Source organism: Klebsiella sp. K-3 (assembly GCF_051207495.1).
GTDB classification, from domain to species: Bacteria; Pseudomonadota; Gammaproteobacteria; order Enterobacterales; family Enterobacteriaceae; genus Klebsiella; species Klebsiella aerogenes.
This window is the reverse complement of the sequence record NZ_JBPNXF010000001.1, coordinates 265,979-283,022: the sequence shown is the minus strand read 5'-3', so window position 1 is coordinate 283,022 and position 17,044 is coordinate 265,979. Positions and strand designations below refer to the sequence as shown.

At 57.5% G+C, this 17,044-nt stretch carries 15 protein-coding genes; 7 read left to right on the top strand and 8 right to left on the bottom strand.

Going from position 1 to position 17,044, the window contains the following annotated elements; all coding sequences use genetic code 11:
- Positions 1-43: 43 nt before the first annotated feature.
- From ACSEMK_RS01345 to ACSEMK_RS01335, 3 genes are all read right to left on the bottom strand, one after another.
- Complete coding sequence (locus ACSEMK_RS01345) at positions 44-1,126, bottom strand: YncE family protein (RefSeq protein WP_113373805.1); 1,083 nt, start codon at positions 1,124-1,126, stop codon at positions 44-46.
- A gap of 368 nt (positions 1,127-1,494) precedes the next feature.
- Positions 1,495-2,799 (bottom strand): NAD(P)/FAD-dependent oxidoreductase, encoded by a 1,305-nt coding sequence (locus ACSEMK_RS01340; protein WP_430914410.1) that lies wholly within the window; start codon positions 2,797-2,799, stop codon positions 1,495-1,497.
- Between the two features lie 327 nt (positions 2,800-3,126).
- Positions 3,127-4,611, bottom strand: coding sequence for an aldehyde dehydrogenase family protein (locus ACSEMK_RS01335; RefSeq protein WP_430914411.1), 1,485 nt, complete (start codon positions 4,609-4,611; stop codon positions 3,127-3,129).
- Positions 4,612-4,769: 158 nt separating this feature from the next.
- Here ACSEMK_RS01335 and ACSEMK_RS01330 point away from each other — a divergent pair, with 158 nt between their 5' ends.
- From ACSEMK_RS01330 to ACSEMK_RS01315, 4 genes are all read left to right on the top strand, one after another.
- Positions 4,770-6,071, top strand: a complete 1,302-nt coding sequence (locus ACSEMK_RS01330; RefSeq protein ID WP_087860297.1) for an NAD(P)/FAD-dependent oxidoreductase — start codon at positions 4,770-4,772, stop codon at positions 6,069-6,071.
- Between the two features lie 13 nt (positions 6,072-6,084).
- Positions 6,085-6,450, top strand: coding sequence for a cupin domain-containing protein (locus ACSEMK_RS01325; protein ID WP_113373801.1), 366 nt, complete (start codon positions 6,085-6,087; stop codon positions 6,448-6,450).
- A 373-nt stretch (positions 6,451-6,823) separates the two neighbouring features.
- On the top strand, positions 6,824-8,323 hold the full coding sequence (locus ACSEMK_RS01320; protein WP_087860299.1) for an APC family permease: 1,500 nt from the start codon (positions 6,824-6,826) through the stop codon (positions 8,321-8,323).
- Positions 8,301-8,855 carry a DUF3156 family protein gene (locus tag ACSEMK_RS01315; protein WP_087860300.1) on the top strand — a complete coding sequence of 185 codons (555 nt, stop codon included), beginning with the start codon at positions 8,301-8,303 and terminating at the stop codon, positions 8,853-8,855. Before ACSEMK_RS01320 ends, ACSEMK_RS01315 begins: the two co-directional genes overlap by 23 nt.
- An 18-nt stretch (positions 8,856-8,873) precedes the next feature.
- On the opposite strand, the gene ACSEMK_RS01310 is transcribed toward ACSEMK_RS01315, so the two are convergent.
- The 5 genes from ACSEMK_RS01310 to ACSEMK_RS01290 all read right to left on the bottom strand — a co-directional run bounded on the left by ACSEMK_RS01310 (position 8,874) and on the right by ACSEMK_RS01290 (position 12,762).
- Positions 8,874-9,236: a helix-turn-helix domain-containing protein gene (locus ACSEMK_RS01310; RefSeq protein WP_172408062.1), complete on the bottom strand. Its 363-nt coding sequence runs from the start codon at positions 9,234-9,236 to the stop codon at positions 8,874-8,876.
- Positions 9,237-9,539: a type II toxin-antitoxin system HigB family toxin gene (locus ACSEMK_RS01305; protein WP_045393363.1), complete on the bottom strand. Its 303-nt coding sequence runs from the start codon at positions 9,537-9,539 to the stop codon at positions 9,237-9,239.
- A 116-nt stretch (positions 9,540-9,655) separates the two neighbouring features.
- The gene (locus ACSEMK_RS01300) at positions 9,656-10,771 is read right to left on the bottom strand and encodes a class II histone deacetylase (RefSeq protein WP_271032038.1); all 1,116 of its coding nucleotides are present in this window, start codon (positions 10,769-10,771) and stop codon (positions 9,656-9,658) included.
- Complete coding sequence (locus ACSEMK_RS01295) at positions 10,768-11,961, bottom strand: MFS transporter (RefSeq protein ID WP_430914412.1); 1,194 nt, start codon at positions 11,959-11,961, stop codon at positions 10,768-10,770. Before ACSEMK_RS01295 ends, ACSEMK_RS01300 begins: the two co-directional genes overlap by 4 nt.
- Before the next feature lie 117 nt (positions 11,962-12,078).
- A complete protein-coding gene (locus tag ACSEMK_RS01290; RefSeq protein WP_015367829.1) occupies positions 12,079-12,762 on the bottom strand; it encodes a helix-turn-helix transcriptional regulator in 684 nt (227 codons plus the stop codon).
- 425 nt (positions 12,763-13,187) lie between these two features.
- Between ACSEMK_RS01290 and ACSEMK_RS01285 the strand changes: the two genes are divergently transcribed.
- The 3 genes from ACSEMK_RS01285 to ACSEMK_RS01275 all read left to right on the top strand — a co-directional run bounded on the left by ACSEMK_RS01285 (position 13,188) and on the right by ACSEMK_RS01275 (position 17,019).
- A complete protein-coding gene (locus ACSEMK_RS01285; RefSeq protein ID WP_430914413.1) occupies positions 13,188-14,375 on the top strand; it encodes an anaerobic sulfatase maturase in 1,188 nt (395 codons plus the stop codon).
- A gap of 45 nt (positions 14,376-14,420) precedes the next feature.
- Positions 14,421-16,154: an arylsulfatase gene (locus ACSEMK_RS01280; protein WP_087860305.1), complete on the top strand. Its 1,734-nt coding sequence runs from the start codon at positions 14,421-14,423 to the stop codon at positions 16,152-16,154.
- 88 nt (positions 16,155-16,242) lie between these two features.
- Complete coding sequence (locus ACSEMK_RS01275) at positions 16,243-17,019, top strand: SDR family NAD(P)-dependent oxidoreductase (protein ID WP_316424383.1); 777 nt, start codon at positions 16,243-16,245, stop codon at positions 17,017-17,019.
- Positions 17,020-17,044: the final 25 nt, after the last annotated feature.

Genomic DNA, 17,044 nt, shown 5'->3' with positions numbered 1-17,044 from the left:
GAGGATAAATGGATCAAAGGACCCGTCGCCGGGCCAGTTATTTTTATTGCGCGTTCAGGTCGATACGTACGACGCTGTCCGGGCCTTTAGTGGAGTGGTCTTTATTGAAGGGCTGTTTGACGGTGACAAACAGCGTCTGACCATCGGCGGAAAGCAGCAGGCTGTTGGGATTGGCCGGCAGCGCCCAGCTTTTCTTCAGCGTGTAGCGGCTGGCGTCAAGGCTGATAACCTTGCCGGATTCACGCTGTGAAATATAAATTTCGTGGCGTTTCCCATTGAACTGCACCGCCAGCGAATCACCGACCTCGAGCTGTTTAAGCAGTCTGCCACTGTGGATATCCAACACCAGGGTGGTTTTCGCTTTCGAGTTATCGGTCACGAACAGACGACCGGTGTCGCTATCTTCGGCCATATTAAGCAGCAGCGCCGGCTTGTCGCCCAGCGGCTTCCAGCGCTGTTCAATGCGTTGGTTACGCGGGTTGATCACCAGAATTTCACCGCTGCCGTTGGCGGCGTATACGCGCCCGGTTTGTGCAGAATAGTGCAGGCCGGTCATCCATTTACCGGTGTTTTTAATCCGCGTTTTCAGCTTCATGGTAGTGGCGTCAACCACCCAGATTTGCGCCGGGTCGGCGACTGCGCCAACGTAGAGGGTATTATTTAGCAGCAGCAGCTGACGCGCCCCATAGGGGAGCCCTTTTTCATTGCGCTCGCTGAACAGCAGGCGGTTTTTTACCTTGCCGGTGGCGGTGTCGATAGCGCTGATGCCGCCGTCAAGCGAATTGCTGACGTATAGCGTTTTACCATCCGCAGAGAGTTGCAAAGCGAAGTTTTTCAGATCGGTATGCGTCAGGCCGATGGTATTAAGGGTTTGCGGATCCAGCTTGTAAACCGCCCCGCCCTGCACATCTTTAAAGCCTTCGGCGCTGGCGACGTACAGCGCATCGCCCTGCGGGCTTAGCGCCATCTCGTACAACCCTTCCGCTAGCTGGCGCTGCAGCGGTTGCGCCACGTTAGCCGCAGGAGAGTTAACAACCGGTTGCGCAACGGCAGCGGAATGGTGAGTCGCGCAGCCGCCTAACGTCGCGCTGATGGCCAGCGCCAACGCAGGAAGAGTGTATTTCATTGGAACAACCCTATAAAAAATCAATGACCCGGTGGTCGCGCAGTGGCCGATATTATGTGTTTCCGGCCTGCTGTCTTTGCGTCACCCTACGCCTTTGCTGTTCCTTGTGAACGACTCACTGGCGCAGATCGATCCCTGCTTAGCCTGCGAACAAAAAAGAGAATGAGAACTATACGCATTATCAGGAATCAGGCAACCCCCGGCGGGCAAAAAAGATAATCTGCTGATTATTTAACGTGGAATAGCGGATTGATAGGGGAAGAAAGAAACTTCGGGATCGATACATACCCGGATAGCGGCGCACTACGCCTTATCCGGGCGACAGGAGGCTATGCCGCACGCTTCTTGCGAAGGGCGGCTTAGCACGCTTAATGCAATTTCAGGCGCGGGCGAATAATCCGGTTAATCCCGCCGGACAACATCATCAGGCCGGTTTTAAAATAACCGTGCAGCGTCACCTGGTGCATCCGATACAGCGAATCGTAAACCATCCGCGCAATACGGCCTTCGACCATCATCGGGCCGATCGGTAGATGCCCCATGATGCTGCCAAAGGTCGTGTAGCCGGAGAGCGAAACCAGCGAACCGCGATCGCGATAGGAGAACGATTTCAACTTATGTCCCTTCATGCGGGCGATAATATTGTCGGCGGTGAAGAGCGCCATTTGATGCGCCGCCTGGCCGCGCGGCGGGATGAATCCGCCTTCCGGACGCGGGCACGCCGCGCAGTCGCCGAAAGCAAAAATATCAGCGTCGCGCGTCGTCTGCAGCGTCGGGGTCACCACCAGCTGATTGATACGGTTGGTCTCCAGCCCGGCAATATCCTTCATGAAGTCCGGCGCTTTGATCCCCGCCGCCCAGACAATTAAACTCGCCTCGATAAACTGGCCATCTTTAGTATGCAATCCACGCTCCTCAACGCCGGTGATCGTGGTATTGGTCATCACATTCACGCCAAGTTTACGCAGCTTTTCGTGCGCGGCGCGGGAAATCCGTTTTGGCAGCGCGGGCAAAATACCGTCGCCGGCCTCTATCAGGCTGACATTTAACGCTTCGTTGGTCAGTTCTTTATAACCGTAGCTGCGCAGTTCTTTTACCGCATTATGTAATTCGGCAGATAATTCAACGCCGGTAGCGCCACCGCCAACAATGGCAATATTGACCTTACCGGTGGTCTGCGGGTCGGCGGAATAGCGCAGAAATTGGTTCAGCATTTGCTGATGAAATACTATTGCCTGCTCAGCGCTGTCGAGGAAAATACAGTGTTCTTTTACCCCTGGCGTATTAAAATCGTTCGACGTACTGCCCAGCGCCATCACCAGCGTATCCCAGCGCAACTTGCGTTCCGGCACCAGCATTTCTCCCTGCTCATCCCGCAGCGCGGCGATAGTAATAGTCTTATCCTGCCGATCGATATCCATTACCGAACCGTGCTGGAAGGAAAAGTGGTGTTTGCTGGCATGGGCGAGGAAACTCAACGCATCCACGCCTTCATCCAGCGAACCGGTGGCGACTTCATGCAACAGCGGTTTCCACAGATGACTCTGGCTGCGGTCGACAAGGATAATATTCGCTTTCCGCCGACGCCCTAATTTACGTCCCAGTTGGGTCGCTAGCTCCAGCCCGCCGGCGCCGCCGCCGACAATAACGATCTCTTTTAATGGCGTAGTCAAGGTGAACTCCAAAATAATTAATTAAATGTTAATTAAAAACTCTCAGATAATTTTTAGTTAACAATAATTCAAACAATAAAATGCCAGTCATCCATTAGATGATTACGGGATGCATATTGGTAATCGCAAATTTAATTGGCGGCAATTTTTAATCGGGATATTATTGTACAAGTTTTCAGGCAATTTCCTTGCACGCATATTCGAGGTAAATAAAAAGGCCACTAAATTATTATTTAGCGGCCTGGCGGTGGGTTAGATAATAATAACCAGCAAGTCTTATCTTTCATTAATTAATAGTGATTAGCGGCATGCCGATATTCCTGTATTTTAATAACGCATCATCACTGATTTAAGTTCGGTATAATCATCAATAAACGCGCTACCAAACTCACGGCCAATACCCGATCCTTTCATGCCGCCGAACGGCACTGCCGGGTCGAGGAAGGTATGCATGTTGACCCATACGATCCCGGCGTCAATGGCCTGCGAGTAGCGCAGCGCCTGGCGGATATTATCCGACCAGACGCTGGCCGCCAGTCCAAATGGGGAAGCATTAATTCGGGCCAGCGCTTCTTCTTCGCTGCGATAGCCAATAAAGCTGCATACTGGGCCGAAGGTCTCCTCGCGCATCAGGGTGCTCTCTTCGCTGCGCACCTTAACCGCCGTCGGCTGCAGGAAATAGCCCTCGCCGGGCAGCGCTTCGCCGCCGCAAACGATGGTATCACCCTCTTCGCGCGCGGTCTGAATGAGACGCAAGACTTTGTCATACTGCTGGCGGTTAGCCAGCGGCCCCATCAGCGTTTGTTCATCCAGCGGGGACCCCGGGGCGAAAGCGCTGAGCTTGTCTTTCAGCAGCGCCAGCACCGCATCCAGTTTTCCCTGCGGCAGATAAAAGCGCTCAGCGGCGGCGCAAATCTGCCCCTGGTTGAGGTAACCGGCTTCGATAATGCCGTTCACCATGGCCTCTGGCGGCAGGTCATCGAGGAACAGCGCGGCGTTTTTACCGCCCAGCTCCAGCGTAACCCGTTTACCTGACGCACTGGCCGACTGCTGGACTTTTTCCCCGGTCGCCACCGAGCCGGTGAAGCTCACTTTGGCGCAGGCCGAATGCGTGATAAGGCGTTGGGCGATTTCGCCGCCGGCGCCGTTGACCACGTTAATCACGCCATCCGGAATACCGGCTGCCTTCGCCAGTTCCGCCACCCGCAGCAGCGTCAGCGGCGTATACTCGCTCGGCTTGAGGACGATAGTGCAGCCGCAGACCAGCGCCGCCGCCATCTTCCAGATGGCAATCATAATCGAGAAGTTCCACGGCACGATGCCGACCACCACGCCCAACGGCTGGCGGCGGGTAAAGGCGGTATATCTTTCCCCGGCCATCGACGGCAGTGACACATCCAGGGTTTCTCCGGTGATTTTCCCCGCCCAGCCGGCGAAGTAGCGCAAAAACGCTACCGACTGATCCAGTTCGAGCATCCGCGCCAGGGTGATGGTCTTACCGGAGCAGAGGCTTTCCAGCTGCGCCAGCTCTTCGCGATGCTCTGCCAGCGTGTCCGCCAGCTTTAGCAGCAGCGCGCCGCGGGCCAGCGTCGGCATCTCGCGCCACTGATTAAACGCCAGGCGGGCGCTCTCCATTGCGCGGTCCGCCTGGCCGACATCCGCCGCCGTGACTTCGGCGATTGACTCTCCGGTCGCCGGGTTTATCACAGCGAACGGCGCGCCGTTGCCCGCCTCACGATGGCCGGCAATAAACTGCCCGTGCGGCTGGCGTAAAAAGGCGGTCACTTCCGCCAGTATGGTTATCTCGCTCATCGTCAGCACCCGTTTTTTAGCAAAGTTAGCCCATCACAGCACGGTTGCGCCGCGCCGCCCATCGTTCTAAAGAACGTCATTCTTCCGGACGATATTCAACGCCCGCGCGGCGTGCTGTGATGAGGACATTGAGCCAGGCAAGACGACAGGGTAACGCGATGAATATTAAAATCGATGCGCTGAACTACTACGGCGCGACGAAGAAATACCAGCTCCATTTTCCGGCGCTGCGGGAAGATATCGAAGCCGATGTGGTGATTATCGGCGGCGGCTTTTCCGGTATTAACACCGCGCTGGAGCTGGCGGAACAGGGGATCACCAACGTGGTGGTGCTGGAAGCGCGCCATCTTGGCTATGGCGGCACCGGGCGCAACGGCGGCCAGGTGATGGCCGGGATCGGCCACGATATCGAAGCGGTGAAAAAACACGTCGGCAAAGAGGGGCTGGAGACGCTATTTAAAATCGCCAACCTCGGCGCGGGCATCATTCGCGAACGCATCCGCAAATACAACATCGACGCCGATTTCGTCCCCGGCTACGGCTACCTGGCCTATAACCAGCGGCAGCTCAAAACGCTACGCCAGTGGGAGAAGGAGTTTAAAGCCGCCACCCCGGATGAAGATATCGAACTGTATACCGGCAAAGAGGTACAGCAGGTGGTCGGCTCCGAGGTCTACTGCGGCGCGCTGAAACATATGGGCGGCGGACAGATCCATTCGCTCAATATGCTGCTTGGTTCGGCGCAGGCCGCGCATTCTCTGGGGGTGAAGATTTTCGAATCCTCGCCGGTAGTGGAAGTGAATTACGGCAAACAGGTACGGGTGCGCACCGCGATGGGCAGCGTTAAAGCCGCCAAACTGCTGTGGGCCTGCGACAGCTTCCTCAACAATATGGAGCCGGAGATCTACAACAAAACGCTGGTCACTTACTCTTATCAGGTATCGACCGAGCCGCTCTCCGATGAACTGATCGAGCGCATCAGCCCGCTGCGCGGCGCCTTCAGCGATATTCGCCCGGTGATTAACTACTACCGCGTCACCCGCGAAAACCGCCTGCTGTTCGGCAGCGCTACCCGCTTCGTGGAATATACGCCGAACGATTTCGCCGCCTGGAATCGTACGCTGCTGGCGGAGGTCTTCCCGTACCTGAAAGATGTGAAGATCGACTTCGCCTGGGGCGGGCCGATGGCCTGCAGCGCCAACCTGTTCCCGCAGATCGGCACCTTACGCGACCATAACAACGTCTTTTACGTCCAGGGGTACTCCGGCTTCGGCGTCACCCCCTCGCACATCGTGTGCAAAATCCTCGCCGAAGGGATCAATGGCGGTTCCGACCGCTATCGCCTGCTAAGCAGCATTCCCCACGCGACCATCCACGGCCGTGACAGCCTGCGTCTGTTATTAGTCACCGCCGGAAAACTGATGCATCAAACCGCCGGTTTCTGGAAAGGCCGGAGTTAATCAGGAGAACGCAATGTACGCTTTTAAACTCGAACAACCGGTACCTGAACTGCAGCCGATCGGCAGCGTAAGTCTGCTCGGCGCGACGCCGACCGCCGGCGACCCGCAGGTAGCGGGCGCGATGATATATGGCGAGCCGCAGGACGCCTTTACCTGCGGACTGTTTTCGTCCACCGAAGGGAGCTTCACCATGACCTATCCATTTACCGAACACGCCACCGTGCTGGAGGGCGAAGTAGAACTGACCGTCGCCGGCGGCGAGCCGCAGCGCTTCGCGCCGGGCGACAGCTGGTTTGTCAAACAAGGCACCGAAGTGGAGTGGAAAATTCTCACCCCGCGTTTCGTCAAACACTATCTGGCGAACGTTGAGACGCGCTAACACGCTGATAATGCCCGGCGACGCATTGCGCCTTCTCCGGGCTACCAAATCGCACAGCGCTGTAGCCCCGGTAAGCGGCAGCGCCACCGGGGTTTTGAGGCCAAATTAAAGGCAGGCCGCACGGACCGTAGGCCGGGTAAGGCGCTAGCCGCCACCCGGCAGAAATACGCGCAACGTGGCAAGACAGATGGCCCCGGTTTCCGGGGCCATCTTGTTTATCAGTCGCCACATTCATGGACTACGTCACAGATTCACCCGTTGCTCTCCACCTTCCGGACGATATTCGTTGAGCAGGATGCCCGCCTAAATTATGACTATCCGGGAGTGGCGCTGGCTATTCCCTGCCCTCCCCTACATTGTGCAGAGGTTGACTATGTTTAGTAACAGACTCGCCAGCCATCTTGAACGCGGCGTCGTCGGCTTTCCGACGACCCTCGCCAGCTCGGTTGGGCTGATTATGGCAAGCCCGGTGATCCTGACGGTCACCAGCGGATTTGGCATGGGCGGCGACACCTTCGCGCTGGCGGTACTGCTGGCTTTTATTATGATGCAGGCGCAGGTCACTACCTTCGCCGAAGCCGCGACGTTAATCCCCACCACCGGTTCGGTGTACGACTATATCTCCTGCGGTATGGGCCGCTTCTTCGCCATTACCGGCGCGCTGTGCGCCTATCTTATCGTCCATATCTTCGCCGGCACCGCGGAGACCATTCTCGCCGGCATTATGGCGCTGGTGAACTTCGAATCGGTCAACGCGCAGATGGCCGCCCATCAAAACACCTGGATGGTGGGCGTCGGTATGGTGGTCATTTTCGGCCTGCTCAACGCCATTGGCGTGGAAATTTTCGGCAAGGTCGAAGTGGTGCTTACCTTTGGCATGTGGACGACGCTGACCATTTTCGGCCTGTGCGGCATTTTTATGGCGCCGGTGACTCACCTTTCCGGCTGGTTCGGCACGCCGCTGAACGTTAGCGATATCTCCGGCCTGTTCGGCTATATCGGCATGGCGATGTTTATGTTCGTCGGCTGCGAACTGGTGACGCCGATGGCGCCGGAAATCAAAAAAGCCCACCGCACCATTCCTCGGGCGATGGCGCTGGGTCTGCTGGGCGTCGCCAGCTGCATGTTTATCTACGGCGCGGCGATTAACCGCCAGGTGGAAAACGTGGTGGTCGATGCGGCGAATAACGTCCATCTGCTGGACACGCCGATGGCTATCCCGGCCTTCGCCGAGCGGGTGATGGGCCACGCCGGCCAGTATTGGCTCGGAGTCGGCCTGCTGCTGGCGGGCTGCGCCACGATTAATACCTTGATGGCCGCGGTGCCACGTATTATTTACGGTATGGCGCTGGACGGCGCGCTGCCGCGTTTTCTTACCTGGCTGCATCCGCGCTTCAAAACGCCGGTGATCGCGATTGCCATCGGCGTGGCCATCCCCTGCCTGCACGCCTGGTACCTGAACGGCGATCTGGACCGCATCGTGCCGCTGATCCTCGCCGCGGTCTGCGCCTGGGGCGTGGCCTATCTGTTGGTGACGCTGTCGGTGGTGATGCTGCGCATTCGCCGCCCGGACCTACCGCGCGCCTACCGCTCGCCGTGGTTCCCGCTACCGCAGATTATCTCCAGCGTCGGGATTATCATCGCTATCGTGAATATTACCCCACCGGGGATGGACAGCCGCGAGGTGCTGGTGCCGTTCGGGATTATGCTCGGCCTGACCGCCGCCTATGCCCTGTTCTGGACGCTGTGCGTACAACGCGTTAATCCGTTCAAGCCGCTGGCGGTAGAAGAGGTGGTCGAGCGCGCTATCGGCAACTATGAGAAACAGACCCGCGGGGAGATGACGCCTGATGCCCTCCGTCCCCTGGTTTGAAACGCCATTAATGAACGCGGTGCAGCGCGATTTAGCGGGCTGGCCGAGCGAAAAACTCAGCGAAAGCAGCGCGATGTTGCGCTTGGACGACGCCACCTTCGTCACCTACAGGGTGCGTCAGAAGCGACTATTTATGGCCAGCATTCACAGCTGCGAGTTTGTCGTCGAGGGGCCGGTTACCCGGCCCGCTCGCGGTAAGATCCGCGCTCACCAATCCGGCTGGCTGAAACGTCAGCCAGTCCGCTTTATCGGCGGTAAAGAGAGCGCGGAACTCGCCGGCTATCTCAACGGTTTTCCTAATCTTCAGCAGACCTTAAGCGAGCTGGACTACCGCCGCTTTTCGTTGACCTTTGACGGTCGCGACTGGCGCTGCTGCATTGAACCCTGGGCCGCCAGCGAAGTGGTCTGCAAAATGCCGCCGCTGCGCCGTTATCTGAAGCTCGAAGCGCAGCAGCGGATGCTGCTGCTCAGCGTGCTGGCGATGATTAATCAGGCGGTAAGTCAGTGGATGATTGAAAAAACCAATGATTAAGAGCTTATGGCCATGACATCACGCACCGATCAGACTCTCCAGAGGAATGCCGAACTGTGCATGAAGCCGGCGAATCATCGGGAGCGTCAGGTTGCGCGTGCCATTGAGAATTTCATAAACGCGATTAGATTTACCAATCGCCGGTTCCAGATCTTTTACGGTAAGCCCCTGCTGCTCCATGCGAAATTTTATGGCTTCAATGGGGGTGGGCGGCTCGATGGGATAGTGCCTTTTCTCATACTCTTCAATGAGCAAGCACATCACCTCAAAAAAATCGCCCTCTGGCGTATCAGGCGCTGGTTCATTATCAAAAAAAGGTTCAACCGCGCTTAACGCGGCTTCGTAATCTTGTTCAGTGCGGATAGGCTTAACATTCATCATTTACTTCCTCTCTATCGTCTCAGCGTTTATCACGTCATATTCCTTATGCGTTCCGATAAACTTAACGAACATCCATCCCCGCAGATAAGCAACAGCTACAATTAACCGATAATCATTTCCCTTTATGTTGAATACCACCCGCTTATTTTTCAATATGCTTGCGCTGCGGTATTGGTCCTTGATCTCCGCCGGGGTTTTCCAGTCAGCCTTTATTGCCTCGTCCACCCAAGCCTTTAGCGGTTGTTCCGCGTCGGGATTCTCCGCCCAGAAATCCCTGAGTACTTTCACTGAGATTATCTTCATGGACGGATATTAGTCCCAATTCGGAACCAGGTAAAGAAAAAAGTCCCAAACCGGGACTTTTGAGCCACATTGCGTCTTGCCCTTCTCCGCCATCACAGCGGGGAAGCTGAGGTGGTTTATAGCAGACCGAACTGCTGCGCCAGTCGATCGATAGCCTGGCGCTGGAACTGCGCGAACGCGGCGCGCGGCTGCTGCTGCTGAATAAATTCCAGCAGCGGATCCTGAACCTCGGTGCGCACGCCGCTCAGCGTTTCCATCACCGCCAGGCCGCAGAACGGCACGTAGGATTCGGCATAGCCGCCTTCGTGCACCATCACCAGTTTGCCGCCGCACAGGCGATCCGCCGCCTGCTGGACCTGTTCGGTCATCGCCCGAAAGCTGTCGCTATGTAGCTGCATCCGCGCCAGTGGATCCATCGCGTTGGCGTCATAGCCGCAGGCGATAATAATCAGTTCCGGCTCAAAACGCGCCAGCGCGGGAATGACGATAGTTTCCAGCGCATAGCGCCAGCTGTCGTCGCCCGCCCCGGCCAGCAGCGGAATATTGATATTGTAACCTTCGCCGGCGCCAACGCCGCGATCGTCCTCGCCGGAGTAGCCCGGCGGGAAGCAGCCGTCCTGATGCAATGAGATAGTCAGCACGTCATCGCGCTGCAGATAGATATGCTGCGTACCGTTACCGTGGTGAACGTCCCAGTCAATAATCGCTACCTTGCCGAGCCCCAGCAACGCTTTCGCCCGTTCAACGGCAATGGGAATATTGGCGAGGAAACAAAACCCCATCGACTGATCCGGCAGGCAGTGGTGTCCTGGCGGCCGCGACAGCGAATAGGCGTTATCCAGTTCGCCCTTAAGCACCGCCTCGACGGCGGCGCAGGCCAGCCCGGCGGAAAGGCAGGCGATTTCATAACTCCCCGGCCCCAGCGGCGCCTCTTTGCCGAGCATGCCGCCGCCGTTATCGCTGATTGCCTTAAAGCGCTCAAGATAGCTATCGGGATGGATCCGCCGCAGGTCTTCCAGGCTCGCCGCCGCCGCGCTGCGTAGTTCCAGCTGCGGCGTCAGCCCGGAGACGTCCATCAGGTTTTTCATCCGCCGTTTGGTCTCCGGCGACTCGGCATGGCCGCCGCCGGCAGGCGGCTGTACCCAACCACCGACCGGCAGCGTTACCGCGTGCAGGCCGGTACTGTGCCAGAAACAACGTTCATCAAAGAAGAAACCGGTTTTTCTTTTCACTCTATCCTCCCGTTGGCTAAACCTTTCCCGGCGGACGACGCCGCCGCAATCAAAATCAGCGACAGCAGCGCGCAGGCGCCTGCCGCCGCCAGCAGCGGATTGGCGCTGGCGAAGTGTTGCAGTAAGGCCCCCGCGATCGCCGGACCGGCGGCCATTCCGCCGCCGATCACCAGATTGATGCTGTTCATCAACCGGCCGTTGTTATCGAGCGCGGCCACGCGAGCGAGGATAAAGGGCAGCACGAAAGTCCAGGTGAACTTAAACAGCAGCGCCGCGATGGCGTAACGCACCAGCAGCGGATGACCTGTCAGTAACAGCACGCTGGCGATCAGCAGCGCGTATCCCAGCCACACCGCCAGCCGGTCCGGACGTTGGGTACCGCGCAGCGCCGCGCCGCCGGCGCCGATAATGCCGAACACCGTCGCCGCCGCCAGCACCAGACCGACCTGTGTCGGACTCAACCCCGCCCCGCTGCCGATGGTGCCGATAAAGGTCCATACGGCGCTGAGGCTGATATAGAAGGTGAGAACCGCCAGCACCGCCAGCGCCTTTCGCCACGACGCCGCAGACGGCTGGCGATGGGAAGCCGATTGCACTTGAAAACACGACGGGAAGGCGGAAACCAGCGGCAAACAGCAGAGCATGATGGCGGCAAGAATCAGATAAACGACCTTCAGGCCAAAGGTCACGAACAGGCCGGGCAACACCAGCAGGCCAAGCATGCCTAACAGCAGTTGCCCCAGTACCCAGAATGCGTACACCCGTGATGGATTCGGCGTTCCCGCCGCGCAGCTGATGCACAAGATCATCAGCGTGCCTCCCGCCAGGGAAGCAATAAAGCGTACCGCCAGCAGCGACGAATACTGGGTTACCGCCGCCGAGGCAAGGTTAGCGAGCAGAAATACCGCACAGGCAACGAGCGCGACCCGACGCCAGTCGAGGCGGCTCATCCACCACCACGCCGGGAGCGTCGCCAGGCTCATCGCGCCGAGCTCCGCCGAAAACAACCAACCGATCTGTCCGGGTTTAAGGTGCCATTCGCTGCCCAGTTGCGCCGCCACCGCCGGCGCGGTCATTAAAATCCCCGGCGCAAGGGCGGCGAAAATAACAATCGCCGCCAGCAAACGCAGCGACACCACCAGCCTGCCAGGCCGCGAAAGAGTATTATCAGAAAAAGGTGTACTCGACATCGTAGGGCGTGCTCCAGTCAAAAAAGCCTCCCCCCGGACGGTTATCCAGGGAGTGATACCCTCAGGCATCAGGAAAACGCCGTGCTGCCACGGCGCGCGCGGGATGCGATAGTCAGATTACAGATGCAGCGTACGCTGAGCGGCAGGCATCCAGGTTCGGGAAACGAGTTCAGTCCGGTTGACGACTTCAGTCTTGGCGAAAATATTGCGCAGATGGGTTTTCACCGTTGAGAGCGAGATATCCAGCTGGCGGGCAATCAGCTTGTTGCTGGCGCCTTCACGCACCATGCCGACGATTTCGCGCTCTTTGGCTGTCAGGATGGCGGGGAGTTCATCCTCTTCCTGCAGGAAATCGCGAATAGCCAGTTCCACCAGCGGCAGTACCGCCTGGGCCCGCAGCCGTTCTTCGCTGGAAAAAGGCACGTCGCGCATCAGCGAGATACCGGCAACGATCCGCCGTTCGCGGCGAATAAAGATTTCGGTCATGTCGCGTACGTTATTCGGCAACATAAATTCATGGTAGTAGTGCCGGTTACGGTCACAGAGTCGCGGCGTCATCGCCGCCATGGTCGTGCTCTGGTGGCTAAAGTGCGCCGGCAGGTGCGGATCCAACGGCTGGAAGCTTTCCAGATATTGTTGGTGTGTATTATCCGAAATATTATGCAATATATAGTTTTCAGGTTTTAAACGATTATTTACTCGATAAAAAACCGCTGAAGACAGTGGAATTAACTGTGAAATAGTCTGTAAACAACGGGCTATTATCGCATCATTACGACTGGCTTTTAATAAAGCAGACATGATATTTCCCCCCGTCAAGGTGGTGGTGCGTAACACGCGGATTACCAGAGTAAGATGAAGCATACATTTCACATTTAAGTAACACAATCATTAACATGTTAACAATGTGATATCCATTACAAACTTTTCATCAATGCATTGTTATTTAAAGCATTTAAAAATCACCCTGCTATCTGTTAACGTAGCGGCGTTAAAACATAAACAAAAGTTATTAACACCACGCGTTATTTTCCGGCAAGGATTAAAAACCCTTATATTGGCAGGTCCGATCTCATCCTTAAGAACGATAGTTTTTTGCATTTTTTCATTTATACCCTAAAAAGGATGTCGATAATTTAACGCCGCGGCTTAATCAACGGATTACGCCTGACTTGCTATTGCCCAAATACGCCGCCCCAGGCCAGCAATTAATAGAGGATAAGCCGATGCTGAATATCGCCGCCTTACGCCAGCAGCAAATTCCGCTGGCCGTCGAACCGCGCTCATCGCTGCCGTTTCATATTCTGATGAAACCGATTGGCCCTGCCTGTAATCTCGCCTGCCGCTACTGCTACTACCCGCAGGATGAAACGCCGGTCAGGAAGATGGACGAGGCGCGGCTGGAGCAGTTTATCCGCCGCTATATTGCCGCCCAGCCCGCCAGCGCGCGGGAAATCAACTTTGTCTGGCAGGGCGGCGAGCCGCTACTGGCCGGGCTAAGTTTTTATAAAAAAGCGCTCGCCCTGCAGCAGCGCTACGCCCCTGATGGCGTAACCATCAGCAATAGCCTGCAAACCAACGGGACGCTGATCAACGACGCCTGGTGCCGGCTGTTTCGCGAACATCGCTTTATTATCGGCGTCAGCCTCGAAGGTAGCGAAACACTGCAAAACCACCATCGTCCAGATAAACGCGGGAAGGCTTCCTGGCCGGCTGCGCTGCGCGGTATCGCCCTGCTCCACCAGCATCAGGTGGAGTTTAATCTGCTGGTAGTGGTGCATAACGAAATCGCCGCCCACGCGGGGGCGATTTATGACCGGATGGTCACGCTTGGCGCGCGCTATCTGCAGTTCCAGCCGCTAATGAGCGAAGGCGCGGCGCTGCGCGAGGGTTATCAGCTCAGCGCCGATAATTGGGGGCGTTTTATGGTCGGTATCTGGCGACAGTGGCAAAAGCGCTGCGATATGGGGCGGGTATTCGTCATCAATATCGAACAGGCATGGGCGCAATACTTTACCCATACCAACGGCAGCTGCGTGCATAGCGCCCGCTGCGGCAGCAATCTGGTGATGGAGTCGGATGGACAACTTTACGCCTGCGATCATCTGATCAATGCCGAACATCGGCTGGGTCGCCTTGACGAGCAGACGCTTGCCGCCGCAGTTGACGCTTCAGTTCAGCTCCCTTTCGGCCAGCAAAAAAGCCTGCGCCGCGAATGTCAGACTTGCTCCGTAAAAATGGTCTGCCAGGGCGGCTGCCCCGCGCATCTCAACGCCGCTGGCAACAACCGCCTCTGCGGCGGTTATTACCGTTTCTTTAGCGAAATCCTCGCGCCAGTACGCCCCTTTTCCCGCGACCTTAACGGCCTGAAAGCCTGGCGGGCCGCGTTTGTTGGGGCCGCGCATCCCGCGTAGCCCTTTGCCCTGATGGTTGTCCCACTATGAACAGGAGAGTCAGTCGTGAACAAAAAAGCCATGGCCGCGGCGGTCAGCATGATCCTCGCCGGCGGCGCGCACGGCGCGCAGAATGAGCATCCAAACGTCATCGTGATTATCGCCGATGATATGGGTTATTCCGATATCAGCCCCTTCGGCGGTGAGATCCCCACCCCTAACCTGCAGGCCATGGCGGAGCAAAGTATCCGCATGAGCCAGTATTACACCTCACCGATGTCGGCTCCGGCGCGTTCGATGCTGTTGACCGGCAACAGTAACCAGCAGGCCGGGATGGGCGGCATGTGGTGGTACGACAGCACCATTGGCAAAGAGGGTTACGAACTGCGGCTGACCGACCGCGTCACCACCATGGCCGAGCGCTTTAAAGATGCCGGCTATAACACGCTGATGGCCGGCAAATGGCATCTCGGTTTTGTTCCCGGCGCCACGCCGAAGGACCGCGGTTTTAACCACTCCTTCGCCTTTATGGGCGGCGGCACCAGCCACTTTAACGACGCGATACCGCTCGGTACCGTCGAGGCGTTCCACACTTACTATACCCGCGATGGCGAGCGCGTCTCCCTGCCGGATGATTTTTACTCCAGCGAAGCTTACGCCCGCCAGATGAATAGCTGGATTAAAGCGACGCCGAAGGAGCAGCCGGTCTTCGCCTGGCTGGCGTTTACCGCCCCTCATGACCCCCTGCAGGCGCCGGACGAGTGGATTAAGCGCTTTAAAGGCCAGTATGAGCAGGGTTACGCCGAGGTCTACCGCCAGCGCATCGCCCGCCTGAAAGCGTTGGGAATCATTCATGACGACACCCCGCTGCCGCATCTGGAGCTGGATAAAGAGTGGGAAGCGCTAACGCCAGAGCAGCAGAAATATACGGCGAAAGTAATGCAGGTATATGCGGCGATGATCGCCAATATGGACGCGCAAATCGGCACGCTGATAGAGACGCTGAAACAAACCGGGCGCGATAAAAATACCCTGCTGGTGTTTTTAACCGATAACGGCGCCAACCCGGCACAGGGTTTTTATTACGAATCTACCCCCGAATTCTGGAAGCAGTTCGATAACAGCTATGACAACGTGGGCCGCAAAGGATCATTTGTCTCCTACGGCCCCCACTGGGCGAACGTCAGCAATGCCCCCTACGCCAACTATCACAAAACCACCAGCGCCCAGGGCGGCATCAATACCGACTTTATGATCTCCGGTCCCGGCATTACCCGGCGCGGTAAAATTGACGCCTCAACGATGGCGGTGTACGACGTGGCGCCGACGCTATATGAATTCGCCGGCATCGATCCCAATAAATCGCTGGCGAAGAAACCCGTGTTACCGATGATTGGCGTCAGCTTTAAGCGCTATCTAACCGGTGAAGTCCAGCAGCCGCCGCGCGGCAACTACGGCGTTGAACTGCATAATCAGGCGGCCTGGGTCGATGGCGAATGGAAGTTGCGGCGGCTGGTACCTCGCGGCCTCAACGCCGGCGATGCGCCGTGGCAGCTGTTTAACCTGCATGACGATCCGCTGGAAACGCATGACGTCGCGGCCCAACATGCCGATCGGGTCAAAACGATGAGCGACGCTTACGAGGCATTCGCCAAACGTACCATGGTCACCAAAGCGCAGGGCAAGATGATCGATTACGTCGGTATCGATAACAAAACCGGGCGTTATCTGGCGGTCGATCCGGCGACCATGAAGCCGGTGCCCGCGCCGCAGGCCATTCCTGTGAGCGAGGGCAAATAAACGAACCCGGCTATCGTTCTTCCGGGCGATAGCCGGAAGTAGACTCGCTTTCTAAGGTAATCCTGAACCCCATTACAGGAGAGAGCAGATGGCGAGAGTCGTGGTGATTACCGGCGGCGGAAGCGGGATTGGTGCCGCCTGCGCGCGGTTGATGAGCGCGGCGGGCGATCGGGTGTTTATTACCGGCAGACGTGAAGCGCCGCTACACAAGATCGCCGTTGAAACCGGTGCGACGGCGCTGGTGGGCGATGCCGCCGACGGCGACGTCTGGCGGGAACGGCTGCTACCGCCGATTCTCGACCAGACTCACGGTATTGATGTACTCATCTGCAGCGCCGGCGGCATGGGCAATAGCGCCGCCACCGATACCAGCGATCGCCAATGGCGCGAGGCGCTGAACGCGAATTTAAACAGCGCTTTCGCCAGCGTGCGCGCCTGCCTGCCTTCGCTTATCGCCAACCGCGGCAATGTGCTGTTTGTCGCCTCCATCGCTTCCCTTGCCGCCGGGCCGCAGGCCTGTGGCTATATCACCGCCAAACACGCGTTAATTGGCCTGATGCGTTCCATCGCCCGTGATTACGGCCCACAGGGCGTCCGCGCCAATGCGATTTGTCCCGGCTGGGTCACCACCCCGATGGCGGATGAAGAGATGATCCCACTGATGCAGCAACACGGGCTGTCGCTTACCGAAGCCTATCAACGGGTGTGCCGCGACGTTCCGCTACGCCGCCCCGCCAGCCCCGAGGAGATAGCCCTGGCCTGTCAGTTTCTCTGCTCGCCGCAGGCCGCCATCATCAGCGGCGCGACGCTGGTCGCCGATGGCGGGTCCAGCATCGTCGATGTTCCAACGCTGGCGTTTACTTAGCGCCCCACTCTACTCAGGAGCTTAT